The sequence below is a fragment of the Annamia dubia NIES-4383 genome (assembly GCF_055394725.1).
This window is the reverse complement of record NZ_AP025630.1, coordinates 3,608,935-3,623,821: the sequence shown is the minus strand read 5'-3', so window position 1 is coordinate 3,623,821 and position 14,887 is coordinate 3,608,935. Positions and strand designations below refer to the sequence as shown.

General features: G+C 32.5%; 15 protein-coding genes, 1 tRNA gene and 1 other RNA gene. 13 read left to right on the top strand and 4 right to left on the bottom strand.

Going from position 1 to position 14,887, the window contains the following annotated elements; translation table 11 throughout:
- Nucleotides 1-2: 2 nt before the first annotated feature.
- Genes Anndu_RS16255 through Anndu_RS16245 form a run of 3 tightly spaced genes read left to right on the top strand, consistent with a single transcriptional unit; the run spans nt 3 to nt 5,053 of the window.
- Entirely contained in the window at nt 3-800 is a 798-nt protein-coding gene (locus Anndu_RS16255; protein ID WP_464102191.1) for an ABC transporter permease, read from the top strand.
- A gap of 38 nt (nt 801-838) precedes the next feature.
- Nucleotides 839-2,392 (top strand): GldG family protein, encoded by a 1,554-nt coding sequence (locus tag Anndu_RS16250; RefSeq protein WP_464102190.1) that lies wholly within the window; start codon nt 839-841, stop codon nt 2,390-2,392.
- Nucleotides 2,393-2,425: 33 nt separating this feature from the next.
- Nucleotides 2,426-5,053 carry a chloride channel protein gene (locus Anndu_RS16245; protein WP_464102189.1) on the top strand — a complete coding sequence of 876 codons (2,628 nt, stop codon included), beginning with the start codon at nt 2,426-2,428 and terminating at the stop codon, nt 5,051-5,053.
- A gap of 112 nt (nt 5,054-5,165) precedes the next feature.
- On the opposite strand, the gene folB is transcribed toward Anndu_RS16245, so the two are convergent.
- Nucleotides 5,166-5,540, bottom strand: coding sequence for a dihydroneopterin aldolase (gene folB, locus Anndu_RS16240; RefSeq protein WP_464102188.1), 375 nt, complete (start codon nt 5,538-5,540; stop codon nt 5,166-5,168).
- Nucleotides 5,541-5,615: 75 nt separating this feature from the next.
- Here folB and Anndu_RS16235 point away from each other — a divergent pair, with 75 nt between their 5' ends.
- The 4 genes from Anndu_RS16235 (at nt 5,616) to Anndu_RS16220 (ending at nt 9,318) form a co-directional block, all read left to right on the top strand.
- Complete coding sequence (locus tag Anndu_RS16235; protein WP_464102187.1) at nt 5,616-6,614, top strand: L-histidine N(alpha)-methyltransferase; 999 nt, start codon at nt 5,616-5,618, stop codon at nt 6,612-6,614.
- Between the two features lie 24 nt (nt 6,615-6,638).
- Complete coding sequence (locus tag Anndu_RS16230; protein ID WP_464102186.1) at nt 6,639-7,601, top strand: NAD(P)/FAD-dependent oxidoreductase; 963 nt, start codon at nt 6,639-6,641, stop codon at nt 7,599-7,601.
- Between the two features lie 11 nt (nt 7,602-7,612).
- Nucleotides 7,613-8,332 carry a bifunctional dihydropteridine reductase/dihydrofolate reductase TmpR gene (gene tmpR, locus Anndu_RS16225; protein WP_464102185.1) on the top strand — a complete coding sequence of 240 codons (720 nt, stop codon included), beginning with the start codon at nt 7,613-7,615 and terminating at the stop codon, nt 8,330-8,332.
- 92 nt (nt 8,333-8,424) lie between these two features.
- On the top strand, nt 8,425-9,318 hold the full coding sequence (locus Anndu_RS16220; RefSeq protein ID WP_464102184.1) for a dihydropteroate synthase: 894 nt from the start codon (nt 8,425-8,427) through the stop codon (nt 9,316-9,318).
- Between the two features lie 77 nt (nt 9,319-9,395).
- On the opposite strand, the gene folK is transcribed toward Anndu_RS16220, so the two are convergent.
- A complete protein-coding gene (folK, locus tag Anndu_RS16215; protein ID WP_464102183.1) occupies nt 9,396-9,899 on the bottom strand; it encodes a 2-amino-4-hydroxy-6-hydroxymethyldihydropteridine diphosphokinase in 504 nt (167 codons plus the stop codon).
- A gap of 129 nt (nt 9,900-10,028) precedes the next feature.
- Here folK and ccmS point away from each other — a divergent pair, with 129 nt between their 5' ends.
- The 3 genes from ccmS to ffs all read left to right on the top strand — a co-directional run bounded on the left by ccmS (nt 10,029) and on the right by ffs (nt 12,753).
- Nucleotides 10,029-10,466 carry a beta-carboxysome assembly chaperone CcmS gene (gene ccmS, locus Anndu_RS16210; RefSeq protein WP_464102182.1) on the top strand — a complete coding sequence of 146 codons (438 nt, stop codon included), beginning with the start codon at nt 10,029-10,031 and terminating at the stop codon, nt 10,464-10,466.
- Between the two features lie 217 nt (nt 10,467-10,683).
- Nucleotides 10,684-12,528, top strand: coding sequence for an ATP-dependent zinc metalloprotease FtsH3 (gene ftsH3, locus Anndu_RS16205; protein ID WP_464102181.1), 1,845 nt, complete (start codon nt 10,684-10,686; stop codon nt 12,526-12,528).
- Nucleotides 12,529-12,656: 128 nt separating this feature from the next.
- Nucleotides 12,657-12,753, top strand: an RNA gene (gene ffs / locus Anndu_RS16200) — signal recognition particle sRNA small type.
- A 229-nt stretch (nt 12,754-12,982) separates the two neighbouring features.
- On the opposite strand, the gene Anndu_RS16195 is transcribed toward ffs, so the two are convergent.
- Nucleotides 12,983-13,056: transfer RNA gene (locus tag Anndu_RS16195), tRNA-Arg, on the bottom strand.
- 186 nt (nt 13,057-13,242) lie between these two features.
- Here Anndu_RS16195 and Anndu_RS16190 point away from each other — a divergent pair.
- From Anndu_RS16190 to Anndu_RS16180, 3 genes are all read left to right on the top strand, one after another.
- Nucleotides 13,243-13,494: a hypothetical protein gene (locus Anndu_RS16190; protein WP_464102180.1), complete on the top strand. Its 252-nt coding sequence runs from the start codon at nt 13,243-13,245 to the stop codon at nt 13,492-13,494.
- Nucleotides 13,487-13,786: a DUF3181 family protein gene (locus Anndu_RS16185; protein WP_464102179.1), complete on the top strand. Its 300-nt coding sequence runs from the start codon at nt 13,487-13,489 to the stop codon at nt 13,784-13,786. The genes Anndu_RS16190 and Anndu_RS16185 overlap by 8 nt, the downstream gene beginning before the upstream one ends.
- Before the next feature lie 77 nt (nt 13,787-13,863).
- Entirely contained in the window at nt 13,864-14,412 is a 549-nt protein-coding gene (locus Anndu_RS16180; RefSeq protein ID WP_464102178.1) for a peroxiredoxin, read from the top strand.
- A gap of 114 nt (nt 14,413-14,526) precedes the next feature.
- Here the strand turns inward: Anndu_RS16180 and Anndu_RS16175 are convergent, their stop codons facing one another.
- The gene (locus Anndu_RS16175) at nt 14,527-14,817 is read right to left on the bottom strand and encodes a hypothetical protein (protein ID WP_464102177.1); all 291 of its coding nucleotides are present in this window, start codon (nt 14,815-14,817) and stop codon (nt 14,527-14,529) included.
- Between the last annotated feature and the right edge of the window lie 70 nt (nt 14,818-14,887).

The following is a 14,887-nucleotide window of genomic DNA, read 5'->3' as shown; positions in this document are numbered from 1 at the left end:
TTATGCTTATTTTTAACAATATCATTGCTATTTTTCGCAAAGAACTTCAGAGTTATTTTACCTCGCCTTTACCCTATATTATTACTACGGTTTTTTGGCTGATGTCCGGCTTTTTTTTCTGGGTTTTATTACTCAGTCCTTTTGGCATTATTCAAGATGTTATCAATCAAGAAAAAATGGGATACACCCTCCCCCCTATTGATGTTACCTATGAATTTTTAAAAGGTTTTTTTGATGTAATGGGGTCGTTAGTTTTATTTATTTTACCTATTTTATCAATGGGTCTTTATGCTGAAGAAAAAAGGCAAGGAACATTAGAACTTTTAGCAACTTCGCCCCTTACAAACTGGTCAGTTGCTGTGGGAAAATTATTAGGAGTTCTAACATTTTTTATCACCATGATCGCTCCATTTTTATTATATGAAGCCATTGCTTTTAATACAGCAAATCCTCCCCTTTCTTTAGGGGTTCCCTTATTAGCTCATTTAGCTTTAATTCTATTAGCCGCCTCTATTTTATCATTGGGAATGTTCATTTCTTCTTTAACCGATAGTTCAATTTTTGCCGCAATTTTAACATTTTTTCTAGTGCTTTTTCTGTGGATTATTGAAGTAATATCTAACAATATTGGCGGAATTATTGGTAACATTTTAAGCCATATTTCCCTACTTAATAACTATAATAATTTAGTCAAAGGAGTTTTTGATAGTAGTAGTATTATTGTGTTTTTAAGTTATATTATATTAGGAATTTTTCTAACAGCCCAATCTGTAGAAACTTTTAGATTTCAAAGAAATTAAGCAATAACTATTTATTACCTTACTTGAATTAATCCAATATGAAAAAATTTTTAATTAAATATTTTTGGTGTTTAGGAGTTATTTTCATTGTAGCAGGTTTAGTTGCTCAACTGCTGTCTCCAAAGCCCTCTAGCATTCCTATAATTTTCTTAATTTTAGGAATTATTTTATTAATTAGTTGGTTAATCGTTTTAACTTTAGCTACTAATTTCTGGCAAAAACGTTCAACCCAAGTAGGAACAAATGCCTTAATTTCTACTATCTCAGTAATGACGATTATTATTGTCGTAAATTTTCTTGCTTTTCGTTATAATTATACTTTAGATTTAACTGAAACTAAAATTTTTACCCTCTCACCACAAACAATAGAAACTGTTAAAAAATTAACTCAACCTTTAAAAATTTGGGTCTTTGAAGATCAAAGTAAACAATTAGATTCTACCCTATTTAAAGAATATGCAAAATATAATTCTAACTTTCAATTTGAATCAGTGGATCCCAATCAAAAACTTGGTTTAGCTCAAAAATTTAAAGTTGAAAATATCGGTGATATTTTTATCGAATATGGTGATAAAAAACAGAAGTTAACAACTTTAAATCAAGATGCACAACTAACAGAAATTCAATTAACCAACGGTATTTCTAAAATCCTCCAAAATCAATCTTATCAAATTTATTTTATTCAAGGTCATGGCGAACCTTCTTTAATAACTGGTAAAGGTTCAATGACTCAAGCCGTAAGTAGTTTAGAAAGTTTAGGTTATCAGGTTAACCCTTTAATTTTAGCCAATGAAACTAAAATTCCTGATGATTGCAAAGTTTTAATTTTAGCAGGAACAAAACGAAAATTATTAGATTCAGAAGTTCAATTAATTCAAGAATATTTAGATCAAGGTGGCAATTTATTATTCCTAATTGAACCTCAAATTAAAACAGGTTTAGAAACTATCTTAAAAAATTGGGGAGTTGAATTAAATCTTGATTATATCGTGATTGATCCGGCTAGTGAACAACCACCCACTTTTGCTGTTAGTTTTTATAGCGATCATCCTATCACTGAAAACTTAAATAATGAGATTTCTATTTATGATTTTGCCACCCCGATCAGTACGGTTAATGTTGAAGGAATCAATGCAGTTTCCCTCGTCACAACTAATGAAGAAACATGGGCAGAAAATTTAAAAAATTTAACGGAAAATACGGAAATTACTTTTGATGAAAAAACAGATATTAAAGCACCTTTAGACATAGGAATTGTTTTAACTCGTGTTAATTCAAAAAGTAAATTAAATCAAACAAAAAATAATCAATCAGATAAAATGATTGAATCCCATCTAATTATATTTGGCGATTCAAGTTTTGCCATTGATGGATTATTTGAACAACAATTAAATGGAGATATTTTTCTAAACTCAGTTAAATGGTTAGTTAATGATCAAGAAAATCCCTTATCTATTCGACCAAAAGAGTTCAAAAATAGAAGATTAAATCTTACTCCTTTACAATCAACAATTATTACTTTATTAGCCTTAATTTTGTTTCCTTTATTCAGTATAATTCTCGCCCTTTTCACTTGGTGGAAAAGACAATAAAATTTAATAAATTTAACACTAAAAATTAAACCCTTGATTAAATTAGTAACCCATTTTTTTAATCACAAAAAAATAGGAAGTTCTGCCATTAATCCTCGTTATGCTCTGATTGAAGCCTGTGTGATCGGTTTGATCTCAGGCCTAGCCGCCCTTTTATTGAAAAATGGGATTAATTGGGTGGGAGGATTAAGAGTTCAATTAGCCTACCAATGGGGGGCAATTATAGCCCTACCTTTACTTGGTTTAACTTTAGGAGCTTTATCAGGGTGGATTACCGAAGAATTTGCCCCTCCGGCCGCAGGTAGCGGTATTCCCCAAGTTAAAGCCGCCTTAGCAAGATTTCCGATCCCTTTGTCCTTTAAAATCGCTCTAGTGAAGGCTATTTCCACAATTTTGGCCTTAGGGGCAGGTTTAACTTTAGGTCGTAGAGGACCCACCGTCCATATCGGAGCGGCCTTAGCGGCTCAACTGAGCGACATTTTACCCACTTCTCCCGCCCATCGCCGTCAAATGATTGCGGCCGGAGCGGCCGCAGGATTGGCGGCCGGCTTTAATACTCCGATCGCCGGAGTTTTGTTTGTGATAGAAGAATTGATGAGAGATGTTTCCGGCTTAACCCTTGAAACCGCCATTATCGCATCTTTTACCGGAGCAGTGGTCTCAAGGATTTTTGATCATAGTAATTTTTCAGTTTTTTCCGGTGTTTTGGAAACTTCTTTACCTTTAGTTGTTAATATTTCTAAAGAAATTAAAAGTAGTTTTTTAGCTATAGAAATCCCTTTTTATATTTTATTAGGAGGAATAGCAGGGGTTTTAGGTGGAATATTTAATGAAGGAATTTTAATCTGTTTAAAATTTAATAAGAGTTTAAGGCTATCTTTAAGTAGTAGAATCGGTTTAGGAGGATTAATTTCTGGAATTGTCATTGCCTGTTTACCTCCCCTATTCTGGGATAACACAGGCTTAAGACAGTTTTTAATGGAAGGAGAGGGTAACTGGCAGATCACCGCCCTGGCCTTAGTCGCTCATTTCAGCTTAACTTTAATCGCCTATAGTACGGGCGCTTCAGGGGGAATTTTTGCCCCAGCCTTAGTTTTAGGAGCTTCTTTAGGTTATTTAATTGGTAAAGGAGAAGGAGTTTTTTTAGATGTTTCATCTTTAAATACGTTTGTTTTTGCAGGAATGGGTGCATTTTTTACGGGAGTAATCAGAGTACCTATGACTGCAATTGTGATTATTGTAGAGATAACGGCCGATTTTAATTTGGTATTACCTCTGATGATTAGCTGTGCGATCGCCTATATTGTGGCAGAAAGTGTGTCAAAAGGCTCACTTTATCAACATTTATTAAAAGAAAGCGGTATTTTATTAACAGAAGATCAGGGTGATCGTAATTTTTTAACAGATTTAAAAGCCAAAGATGTTATGCAAAATCAAGTTGAAGTATTAGAAAGTAATTTAACTTTAGATCAAGTATTAAAAGCCATGTCAAATTCAAATCATCGTGGCTTTCCAGTGGTTGAAAATGGCATTTTAGTAGGCATAGTTACCCAAAAAGATTTAGAAAAAACTCACCAAAAAAAAGGAAATCAAATTTTAAAAGAATTTATGACAATTGAGCCAATTACTGTTTATCCAGAAGCATCTTTAAGTGATGTTTTATATATACTTAATCGTTATCAACTATCACGTTTACCAGTAATTGAAGGGGAAAAATTATTAGGAATTATTACCAGAACTGATATTATTAGAGTAGAAGTACAAGAATTAGCAGGTAAATCTTATCCCCAATCTTCTCTGACTATTCCATCCTATAGCACCTATCAAACACGCTCTCCAGCTATCGGAAAAGGCCGCATTTTATTATTAATATCACAAGGAGATGATTTAAAAGAAATTTTTAATATAGCCAGTATTATTACCGCCTATAATAGTTATGAATTAGACTGTTTATCAGTAATCGAAATCTCAAAACAAAAACGGCCAGAACATACAATAATTAATACTTTAAAAGTGAGAAAATTAATGGCACAATTAGAAAGAATGGCCAGACATAATCAAATTTTTATTAATACAGAAATTAAATTATCCCACGAACAAAGTCAGGGAATTTTAGAAACAATCCACGATAGACATATTAAATTAGTAATAGCTCAATGGTCTGATCACCCTACTATATTCACGGTTTTTAATAAAATAAGTTGTGATTTATTATTAATAAAACCCGGAATTAAAAAACATTTTAGTCAAAACAATTTAACCAAAGGACAATGGTTAATTGCCACGGCCGGCGGTGCAAATATTAATAAATTATTCGAGTTTTTACCAACCTTAAGTAAAATTTATCAACAACCTCAAAATTTAGTAATTTGGTTAGCTCAAGTTTATTTTATTGAAAATTCCCAACCAACTTATCAAGAATTATTAGGTCATATTGAAAACTTAAAACATAATTTAGATGCAACCGTTTTACCATTGCCATTACAATCTAATTCTGTGATTAGTGCTATTGTTAAATTTATTAATCGTAAAAAATGCGATGTTCTAATGTTAGGAGCATCGGAAGAAAGTTTTTTAAAACGGGCTATTTATGGCAATATTCCCTATCAAATAATTCAAGAAGTTGATTGTACAGTGCTTGTTTTTCGTAGTGCTAAATAGGTTAAAATATCACAAAATAGATCAATTTTAAAATTAGCACTAGCACTTTTTTCGCCTTAAAATACAACTGCTAATTCAATTTATGAAAAGGCAATGTATTGGTATTTTAAGATTAATTAAAATCCGCTCTTACTCTTTCAATTTCTATTCCCACAGAGTCAGCAAATTTTAAAGCAGTCGGCTTTTCGACTTTAATTTTAACTTTTTCTATGGGTAAAAATTGAGTAAAAATTAAACGAGTCAAGTCTATAATTAATTTTTCAATTAATTGATCTTCCGCCGTTTCAATATGGTTAACTACAAGATTACAAATCTTACTATAATCCACCGCATCATTAATATTATCAGAAATTGAAGCTTTATTTAAAAAATCCTTTTCAATATCTAAAGTAAGATTAACAATAATCGGTTGACGGTTAACTCTTTCATCAGGTAAAATACCTAAAATACCATAAGCTAGAATATTTTTAATAATAATTTTGTCCATAATTATTGATTTTTTTTCTTTTTGATGACATAATCAAGTATACTACTAAATGTTAAATCTTAAAACAATATTATTATGACAGTTGAACAAAACCAAAATTTTGAACAAGTTTACTTACATTCTAGTCAATTTCCTGATCAAGTTTATCAAGATTATTTAGCAGGGTTTAAACAACAAAACATTCCCCATAAATTTCATTATGATAGTGTTAAACAAAGTCAAAAATGGTTAAAAATTCATCAAGTTTTTTCCCCTTCTCGTAATAATCAAGATTGTGTAGTTTCCTATGAACAATCTTTTGCAAAAACAGCACAAATTCTTAATAATAATTCCCTAGTAGAATTAATTGGTTTAGGCTCAGGAGGTGGCACAAAAGATACTCTTTTATTATCTTCTTTAGTTACTACAAATAAAAAATTAATTTATTATCCCATTGATGTTAGTTTATCCTTAGCTGTTATTTCTGCACAAAAAGCTAGAAATAATTATCCTCAAGTTTTAGTTAAGCCTATCGTTTGTGATTTACTTTATGCTGATAATTTAATTCAACAACTTGATCAACAAAATAATAGTCAAAAAATTATTACTTTTTTTGGGATGATTCCTAATTTTACTCCCGATGAAATTTTGCCAATTTTAAATAATTTTCTTAATAAAGATGATCTTTTATTAATGAGCGCTAATCTTGCTCCTGGCAATGATTATTTAACAGGAATTAAGAAAATTATGCCCCAATATGACAATAATTTAACTAAAGATTGGTTAATAACTATTCTTAATGATGCGGGAATTATTGAAAGTAATGGTCAAATTAATTTTACCATTGAAAATGATCAAAAAATCTCAGATTTAAAACGCATTAATGCTCATTTTCTACTTAATGAATATGTAACATTACAGTTAGATGAAGAAACAATTAAATGGCACAAACATGATAAAATACAGTTATTTTTTTCCTATCGTTATACAACAGAAAAATTAAAAAATATTCTTCAAGAATATAATATTAATGTGGTAGAATATTGGGAAGCACCTAATCAAGAAGAAGGAATTTATCTTTGTCAAAAATTATAATAATTATTATTTTAATAAAAAATTATGACTCAAAATGTATTAATCATTGGTGGCGGTCCGGCTGGAATGTCAACGGCTCTCTGGTTAAAATATTTAGATTTTACTCCTATAATTTTGGAGAAAAATAATTATCTCGGAGGATTACAAAAATTAAGTAATTTTGAAAATGTTTGGTATTTAGGCATTCCTAAAAAAACAGGTTTAGAAATGGCAACTCATTTTGAAAATCATATTAAACAAGAAAATATTACTTATTTTTTGAATGAGCAAATTGTTGAGTTATCTAAATTAGATAATCAATTTTACCTTGTTACTAAACAGAGAACTATTATGGCAAAATTTATAGTTATTGCCACAGGACAAACAATAAAAAAACAAGAATCTATTAGAAATATTGAAGGTTCTGCATCTATTATTAATACTAATCAGGTCTGTTTTGATCCAGGTCAAACTCCTGTTTTAGTTAGTAATTTATCAGGAAAAAAAGTTGGGGTAATTGGTGGAGGTGATAATGGGTTAGTTACAGCTATTCGATTGGCAAATAATCATCAGATTCAAAAAGTTTATCTATTAGTTCGGTCTAATTTTTGTGGTTTTGGCATTAATCAAAAAAATATATTAGAATTAGTTAAAACAGGCAAAATTATTCTTTATCAACCTGCTAAAATTTGTCAATTTAAAATTAAGCAAGATCAAATTGTGATTGTACTTCCAGAAGTTGAATTAACAGTTGATTTTTTATGTTTTCGTCTTGGTTTTCAACCTAATATTAAAAGTATTAATGATTTATTAGAAAAAGCAAATTTTGGTACACTTGAATTGAGTGACAATGGTTATTTGAAAACTGATCAATTTTTGCGTACTTCTATTCCTAACATTTATGCTTGTGGTGATCTCGTTAATGATCGAGATCCTTGTGTTGCTACTGCTGTAGCTTCTGGAGCGATTGTTGCCAGAACTATCAATCAGGATTATTATTATCAATAGGTTAGATATTTATGCTAAAAAAAGCTCTGATCACTGGCTCTGCCGTAGGTATTGGTAAAGCGATCGCTCTTGATCTTGCCAGTAAAGGTTTTGATGTGGCTTTTCACTATCGTAATAGTTATGAACAAGCTCTTAATGCTCAAAATGAAGCTCTCAAATATGGAGTTAAAGCGATTACCCTACAAGGGGATGTTACTGATCCTCAACAGGCAAAATCCTTAGTAGAAAAGGCGGCTGAGGGATTAGGCGGTTTATCTGTTATTGTTAATAATGTGGGGGATTATTCTGAAAATTTACCTTCAGAAATTAGTTTTGAGACGTGGAAACACACATTAGACTCTAATTTAAACTCAACTTTTTATATAACTCAAACAGCAATTCCCTATTTAAAAGAGGCTAATGGGGGCAGAATTGTTAATTTTGCCTGTGCTAATTCTCACAATATTAAAGCTTGTAATCTGAATACGGCTTATATTGTGGCGAAAAGTGGGGTGATTATTTATACTAAATCCCTCGCTAAAGAATTAGCACCTCTGAAAATTACGGCCAATATTATTGCGCCGGGGATTGCGGAAAACTCTTTTGATATTGAGGAGATCGTGCCAAGATTGCCTTTAAAAAGGGCGGCCACCTTAAATGAAATGTGTCGGGCGGTATGGTTTTTTATTGATCCGTGTGCTGAGTATATCACCGGACAAGTTTTAGAGGTTTCAGGGGGTTGGAATTTATAAAAGTAAACAGTAATCAGTAATCAGTTAATATTAATTATATAATATTATAAACTTAACTAATTTATAACCATTAAAAAAGGAAAAATCAAATCATGTTAACCCTCGAATATTTACAGCAACTTAACGAAAAATATCAAGATTCTCTTAATATTAAAGTAGAGGAATTTTCCCTTGGTAATCAACAATTTAATTTTAACTCAAAACCCGCTATCATGGGGGTTGTCAATCTTTCTAGTGATTCTTGGTATCGGGAAAGTGTTTGCCTTAATGCACAAATGGCTATTCGTAGAGGAATTGTCTTAAATGCACAAGGTGCTAATATTATTGATATTGGTGCAGAATCAACTCTTGAACACGCTCAAAGAGTGGAAGATGTACAACAAAAATCTCAACTTTTACCCGTATTAAAAGCTTTGAATAATGAAGGTATTATTACATCAATTGAAACCTATTATCCCGAAGTAGCAAGGGAATGTTTAAAAGCCGGAGCAAATATTATTAATTTAACGGGAGTTTCTGATAGTAAACAAATTTATCAACAAGTAGCAGAATTTGACGCTGGTGTAATTATTTGTTATGTTCAAGGTGAAAATGTTAGGGAAGTTGGTGATTTTAATTTTGGCGATGATCCGATTAATTTAATGTATGATTATTTTGCCAAAGAGATAGAAATTGCCACCAAAGTAGGAGTTAAAAAAATATTTATAGATGCAGGTTTAGGTTTTTATTATAAAAATTTACAGGATAGTTCTTTAAGAATTAGTTTTCAAATGAGAACATTTTTAAATAGTTTTAGATTGAGAAAATTAGGCTTTCCCGTGTGTAATGCTTTACCCCATGCTTTTGAATGTTTTGGTGAGGAAGTAAGAAGTGCAGAGTCTTATTTTTGTGTATTAGCGGCACTAGGTAAAACCGATTTATTTCGGACTCATGAAGTACCAAAAATTAAAGCCGTTTTAGATACAATGATGTTATTTAAAGCCTAAAAATTAACCAGAAAAATCGGGGATTTTATGTTATAAAAAAATCCCCGACTTTTAATTTCAGCTTAACAAAGGGACTTTTACTTTATTAAATTAACTCCAGTTTGATCAACATTTGCTAATAATTGCTTAACCGTTAAACCTGATTTTGGTTCAATTAGATCTGATCCTATTTCTGCCAAGGGAACTAACACAAATGCTCTCTCACTCATTAACAAATGAGGAATAATTAAATCAGGTTCATTTAAGATTAAATCACCGTAAATAATAATATCTAAATCTAAAGTTCTTGCCCCCCATCTTTCTAGGCGAACTCTACCAAATTCATACTCAATTTTTTGTAAAGTTTCTAACAGTTGATAAGGGGTTAAAGTAGTTTCTAATAAAGCACAAGCATTTACATAATCAGGTTGTTCAGGGCCGATGGGAGCAGTTTGATAAAAACTTGAATATTTTTTAAGAGTAATTCCTTCAGTTTTAGCAATAGTTTCTAAAGCTAAATTTAATGTTTCTTGAGAATTACCTAAATTACTTCCTAAAGCGATCGCTGTCAAGATATAATCGGAATTTTGGCTATTTTTCATAATAATTTAATTTTGCTTAATCATAATTACCTTTTTCGGTTAATATACAATATAAAGGCTACATCTTACACAAATTAACAGCTAAATTGTAAATTTTTTTGATTAACAAATAACAAATAACTAATCATTATGTTTAACTTAAATCAAAATCTTCCTAATACAAAAGATAATCAATGGCGAATTGAATTAGATCAATTTGTGCAAAAATATGAAAAAGAATTATCCGCCTTAGCTTGGGGATTAACTCAAGAATGGCAAAATAAAACTGAAATATTGGGTATAGATTTAAAACCAAAACCTCATTTTGTTGCCTGTTCAAGAACAGCAATTGAACAATTAAATCAAAATGTAAATGGTAATTTACAGGAAATATTGGGAATTATTGATAATTATGATCCCCAAATAGAAATTGTGATCATTGCCATTGGTGAAGGTCAAGTTAAATTAATTAATTTTATGCCAAAAATTCCCCCTCAAAATTGTTTTAAAGAACTTAATCTTAATCTTGATCAATTAATTACAAAATTAGAACATCTAATGTTAGAAAAGTTTACATCTTTAGGATAAATTTTGAATAAATTTTGATCAATTATCAAGTAAATTGTCAATAAATTATATTTATTGATAAAACTTTCCGTTGAGGAAAAAGTCGAAACCCCCCGTGTCTAAAGAAGATCAGGTTATTCTGATAAATTGTGGATTATTAGATGAAAAACAGTTAACATAAGTTAATAGAGTTTAATTTATACCAAAATCTTAAAAATTCTCTGAGGAGATAGTCAGCGTGAACAAAAATAAAAAATGGCGTAATGCCGGATTATATGTACTCTTAGCCATTGTTGTTATAGCATTAGGAACAGCATTTTTAGACCAACAGCCTCCCACCCAAAACACTTGGAAGTATAGCCAAATGATCAACCAAGTGCAAAAAGGGGCGGTAGCCAAAGTGGAAATTAGTGCCGATCGCACCCAAGCATTGGCAACCAGTGAAGATGGTCAACGCTATTTAGTTAACCTACCCAATGATCCCCAATTAATTGATTTTTTAAGCGATAAAAAAGTTAATATCGAAATTGTACCCCTTAATACTGATAATCTCTGGTTTAGAGCTTTAAGTAGTTTATTTGTACCGATTTTATTGTTAGTGGGTTTAGTCTTTTTATTACGCCGCGCCCAAAATGGGCCAGGCTCTCAAGCCATGAACTTTGGCAAGTCCAAAGCACGGGTACAAATGGAGCCTCAAACTCAAGTTACTTTCGGTGATGTAGCCGGAATTGAACAGGCTAAATTAGAATTAACTGAAGTAGTAGACTTCCTTAAAAATGCCGATCGCTTTACCGCCATTGGTGCAAAAATTCCTAAAGGTGTTTTACTCGTAGGGCCTCCCGGAACTGGTAAAACCCTCTTAGCTAGAGCCGTTGCAGGAGAAGCTGGAGTTCCCTTCTTCAGTATTTCCGGTTCTGAGTTTGTGGAAATGTTCGTTGGGGTGGGTGCTTCCCGTGTGCGTGACTTATTTGAACAAGCAAAAGCTAACTCTCCCTGTATCGTCTTTATTGATGAGATCGATGCAGTGGGTCGTCAACGGGGCGCTGGCCTTGGTGGCGGTAACGATGAGCGCGAACAAACCCTAAACCAATTATTAACGGAAATGGACGGTTTTGAGGGCAATACAGGCATTATTATTATTGCCGCTACTAACCGCCCTGATGTATTAGATGCGGCCTTATTACGTCCCGGCCGTTTTGATCGCCAAGTAGTAGTTGATCGCCCTGACTACGCTGGCCGCAGTGAAATTTTAAATGTTCACGCGCGTGGAAAAACCCTTGCGAAAGATGTGGACTTAGAAAAAATTGCCCGTCGTACCCCCGGTTTTACAGGTGCAGACCTTTCTAACTTATTAAATGAGGCCGCTATTTTAGCCGCCCGTCGTAACTTAACCGAGATCTCAATGGATGAAGTTAATGACGCTATTGATCGAGTTTTAGCAGGGCCTGAAAAGAAAAACCGTGTCATGAGCGAAAAACGTAAGACTTTAGTAGCTTATCACGAAGCCGGACACGCCTTAGTAGGTGCATTAATGCCCGACTATGATCCCGTGCAGAAAATTAGTATTATTCCCCGTGGCCGTGCCGGAGGTTTAACATGGTTCACCCCTAGTGAAGACCGCATGGACTCAGGACTTTACTCCCGTGCCTATTTACAAAATCAAATGGCCGTGGCTTTAGGTGGTCGGATCGCTGAAGAAATTGTATTCGGTGAAGAAGAAGTTACCACAGGGGCTTCTAACGACTTACAACAAGTAGCCCGTGTTGCCCGTCAAATGATCACCCGCTTTGGGATGAGCGATCGCTTAGGCCCTGTGGCTTTAGGTCGTCAAAGTGGTAATATTTTCTTAGGCCGTGATATAGCCTCCGATCGAGATTTTTCCGATGAAACCGCCTCTACTATTGATGAAGAAGTCAGAAAATTAGTAGATCAAGCTTACACCAGAGCCAAAGATGTTTTAATTAATAACCGTCAAGTCTTAGATCGTCTAGCAGATATGTTAGTAGAAAAAGAAACCGTTGACTCTGAAGAATTACAAGATTTATTGATGAATAATGATGTTAAATTAGCTAGTTTAGTTTAATTATTATTCACTGATCTTTTGTTAGATCACTTCCCAAAAATCGGAGATTTTTTAATCTCCGATTTTTTTACTAAGTTTTTTATTTCAAGGCCTTGATTAATCTTTAATTTTATGTTATATTACTAAATGACTCGGACTCATGCGATGTCAACGCCCAAACCTTGTCAGGACCGGAAGGTAGCAGCAATACGGGATGCTTGTCATAGGCGTGTACTCCGGGTCTTTTCGTTTCAAGTTTTAAAGTCAATTATTAAATAATAAATACCAAATTATAGATCGGCGTTGCTGAATTAATATATGATAAGCAGGAGAAGGGTTTTTTCTCCTTGTATTGTTCTATTATAAGTTTTACCTATAATTAATCTACATTGCCTCTGTGAATTTCATAAAAATAAACAAAATGGCTACTACCATCAAAACAATAATTTGGTAATATCTAATATTAAATTTAAAACGGACGAGGAGGGATTCGAACCCCCGACACCGTGGTCCGTAGCCACGTGCTCTAGTCCACTGAGCTACACGTCCTTAACATTTATGAAATATAACACATTTTCTTGATTTACACAAGGGGTTTTGTTAACTTTTTTTTGATCAAATAGATAAAAAAGCTTGAAAGCCTTAATATATCTAGTTTCCAAGGTAATTAAATAAATAAAGAAGGTAATCAATCAATATAATATATATGTTAATTCATTTTTATGCTTAAAAATTATGCCTCCACGTTGGTCAAAACCACCTGATCGCAACGATCCTGAATACCGCCGTTTAGAAGATCGGATTAATTTTGCTGTGCATTTTGCCCTGTTTAGTGCCGTTAACTCTGGCCTGTGGTTTTTTCATATTTTTAAACACACCGCTTGGCCATGGTTAAATTTATTTACGGAAATTTGGCTAGGTCTGATTTTGTTAAATTTATTATATATTACAGCGATCGCAAAATACTTACCCAAAGAAAATGACTAATTTACCCTTAAAAATGGAAAAGCTGGCCGCCGAAATAGGCGAAAATATTTATCTTGATGTGGCTAAATGGCATTTATATTTAGCCGATGCTCATTTACACATTCCCTTAACTCAAAAAGTTTACCCTCTCTTAGAAGATGACTGTTTAAGTAAATCAAAAGTAATCGAAATTTTACAAGAAATTCCTGTTACTTTAGGTGGAGGAAAATTCACAGTAAAATTATTTGATTTAATACCGGAAACTGGGATTAATAATTTAATGAATTTACTGCAAGATTATCTTGATAGTTAACATTTACCTCTGGTACAGGCATCATGCCTGTATCTAATCTTAAATCAACAATAACTAATAATAAATAACAAAAAAATATGATAAATCTAAAATCTTTTCTTCGTCTCATTTTTTCACTTTTCTTAACAACTTTAATCTGGTTAAATTTTACCCCCCAAGCCTCAGCGATGGGCGGAAAATTACCTCCTTTAAATCAAAATGCCCCTAATTTCACCTTACCTAGTAATACAGGAGAAGGGGAAATTTCCCTATCTGATTTTAGAGGAAAATGGGTGGTTTTATACTTTTATCCCAAAGATTTTACCCCCGGATGTACCATTGAAGCCAGACGTTTTCAACAAGATTTACCTAAATATATTGCTAAAAATACTCAAATTATCGGAGTTAGTGCAGACGATTTAGAATCTCATACTGAGTTTTGTGACTCTGAAGGGTTAAAATTTCCCCTGTTAGCCGATCGCAAAGGGGAGGTAAGTAAAGCGTATGGCTCATGGATGGGCTTTATTTCCTCTCGTCACACCTTCTTAATTGATCCAGAGGGAATTTTAAGAGAAATTTTCTTAGATGTGCGCCCAGTGATCCATAGTCAGGAAGTTTTAACCCGTTTAGAAGAATTACAAACTTAATTATTTGACATCTATGGTAATCCTAAAATGTTTTTGTACTTAAAAAAAATTAAATTTGCTACAACTTCTTTAGGATTACTATAATTATTGTTTAATAATTGTTATTTTTATTTATTAAACATCCTCAATAATTCCTTTAATTAAAGTTTGGGCATGATCGGGTGCATAATACATTAAATCTAACAATTCTTCCCCACTAATTCCACAATGACGAGCATAAAATTCTACTTCTTTCATAATTCTAGCTTCACTGCTTCTTAAATACATAGATAAACAGTGACGTGCCTGACTAGAAATCTCTCTTTTTGTTCTAAAAAATGCCAAAGCATTCAATAATTGATCTTCATATAAATTAAGAGATTTTAAGGTAATTTCTTGAGGTAATCTTGTTTGATCTTGATTCATAATTATCTGTTATTTGTTGTTAGGTATTAATTGCCCCAAACCCTTACAGGCTTGGTTATCTAAACAAAGT

Coding starts and splice junctions, on each gene's coding strand:
- Anndu_RS16255 (WP_464102191.1), top strand. CDS start 3: ATGCTTATTTTTAACAATATCATTGCTATTTTTCGCAAAGAACTTCAG.
- Anndu_RS16250 (WP_464102190.1), top strand. CDS start 839: ATGAAAAAATTTTTAATTAAATATTTTTGGTGTTTAGGAGTTATTTTC.
- folB (WP_464102188.1), bottom strand. CDS start 5,540: ATGGACAAAATTATTATTAAAAATATTCTAGCTTATGGTATTTTAGGT.
- Anndu_RS16235 (WP_464102187.1), top strand. CDS start 5,616: ATGACAGTTGAACAAAACCAAAATTTTGAACAAGTTTACTTACATTCT.
- Anndu_RS16230 (WP_464102186.1), top strand. CDS start 6,639: ATGACTCAAAATGTATTAATCATTGGTGGCGGTCCGGCTGGAATGTCA.
- tmpR (WP_464102185.1), top strand. CDS start 7,613: ATGCTAAAAAAAGCTCTGATCACTGGCTCTGCCGTAGGTATTGGTAAA.
- Anndu_RS16220 (WP_464102184.1), top strand. CDS start 8,425: ATGTTAACCCTCGAATATTTACAGCAACTTAACGAAAAATATCAAGAT.
- folK (WP_464102183.1), bottom strand. CDS start 9,899: ATGAAAAATAGCCAAAATTCCGATTATATCTTGACAGCGATCGCTTTA.
- ccmS (WP_464102182.1), top strand. CDS start 10,029: ATGTTTAACTTAAATCAAAATCTTCCTAATACAAAAGATAATCAATGG.
- Anndu_RS16190 (WP_464102180.1), top strand. CDS start 13,243: ATGCCTCCACGTTGGTCAAAACCACCTGATCGCAACGATCCTGAATAC.
- Anndu_RS16185 (WP_464102179.1), top strand. CDS start 13,487: ATGACTAATTTACCCTTAAAAATGGAAAAGCTGGCCGCCGAAATAGGC.
- Anndu_RS16180 (WP_464102178.1), top strand. CDS start 13,864: ATGATAAATCTAAAATCTTTTCTTCGTCTCATTTTTTCACTTTTCTTA.
- Anndu_RS16175 (WP_464102177.1), bottom strand. CDS start 14,817: ATGAATCAAGATCAAACAAGATTACCTCAAGAAATTACCTTAAAATCT.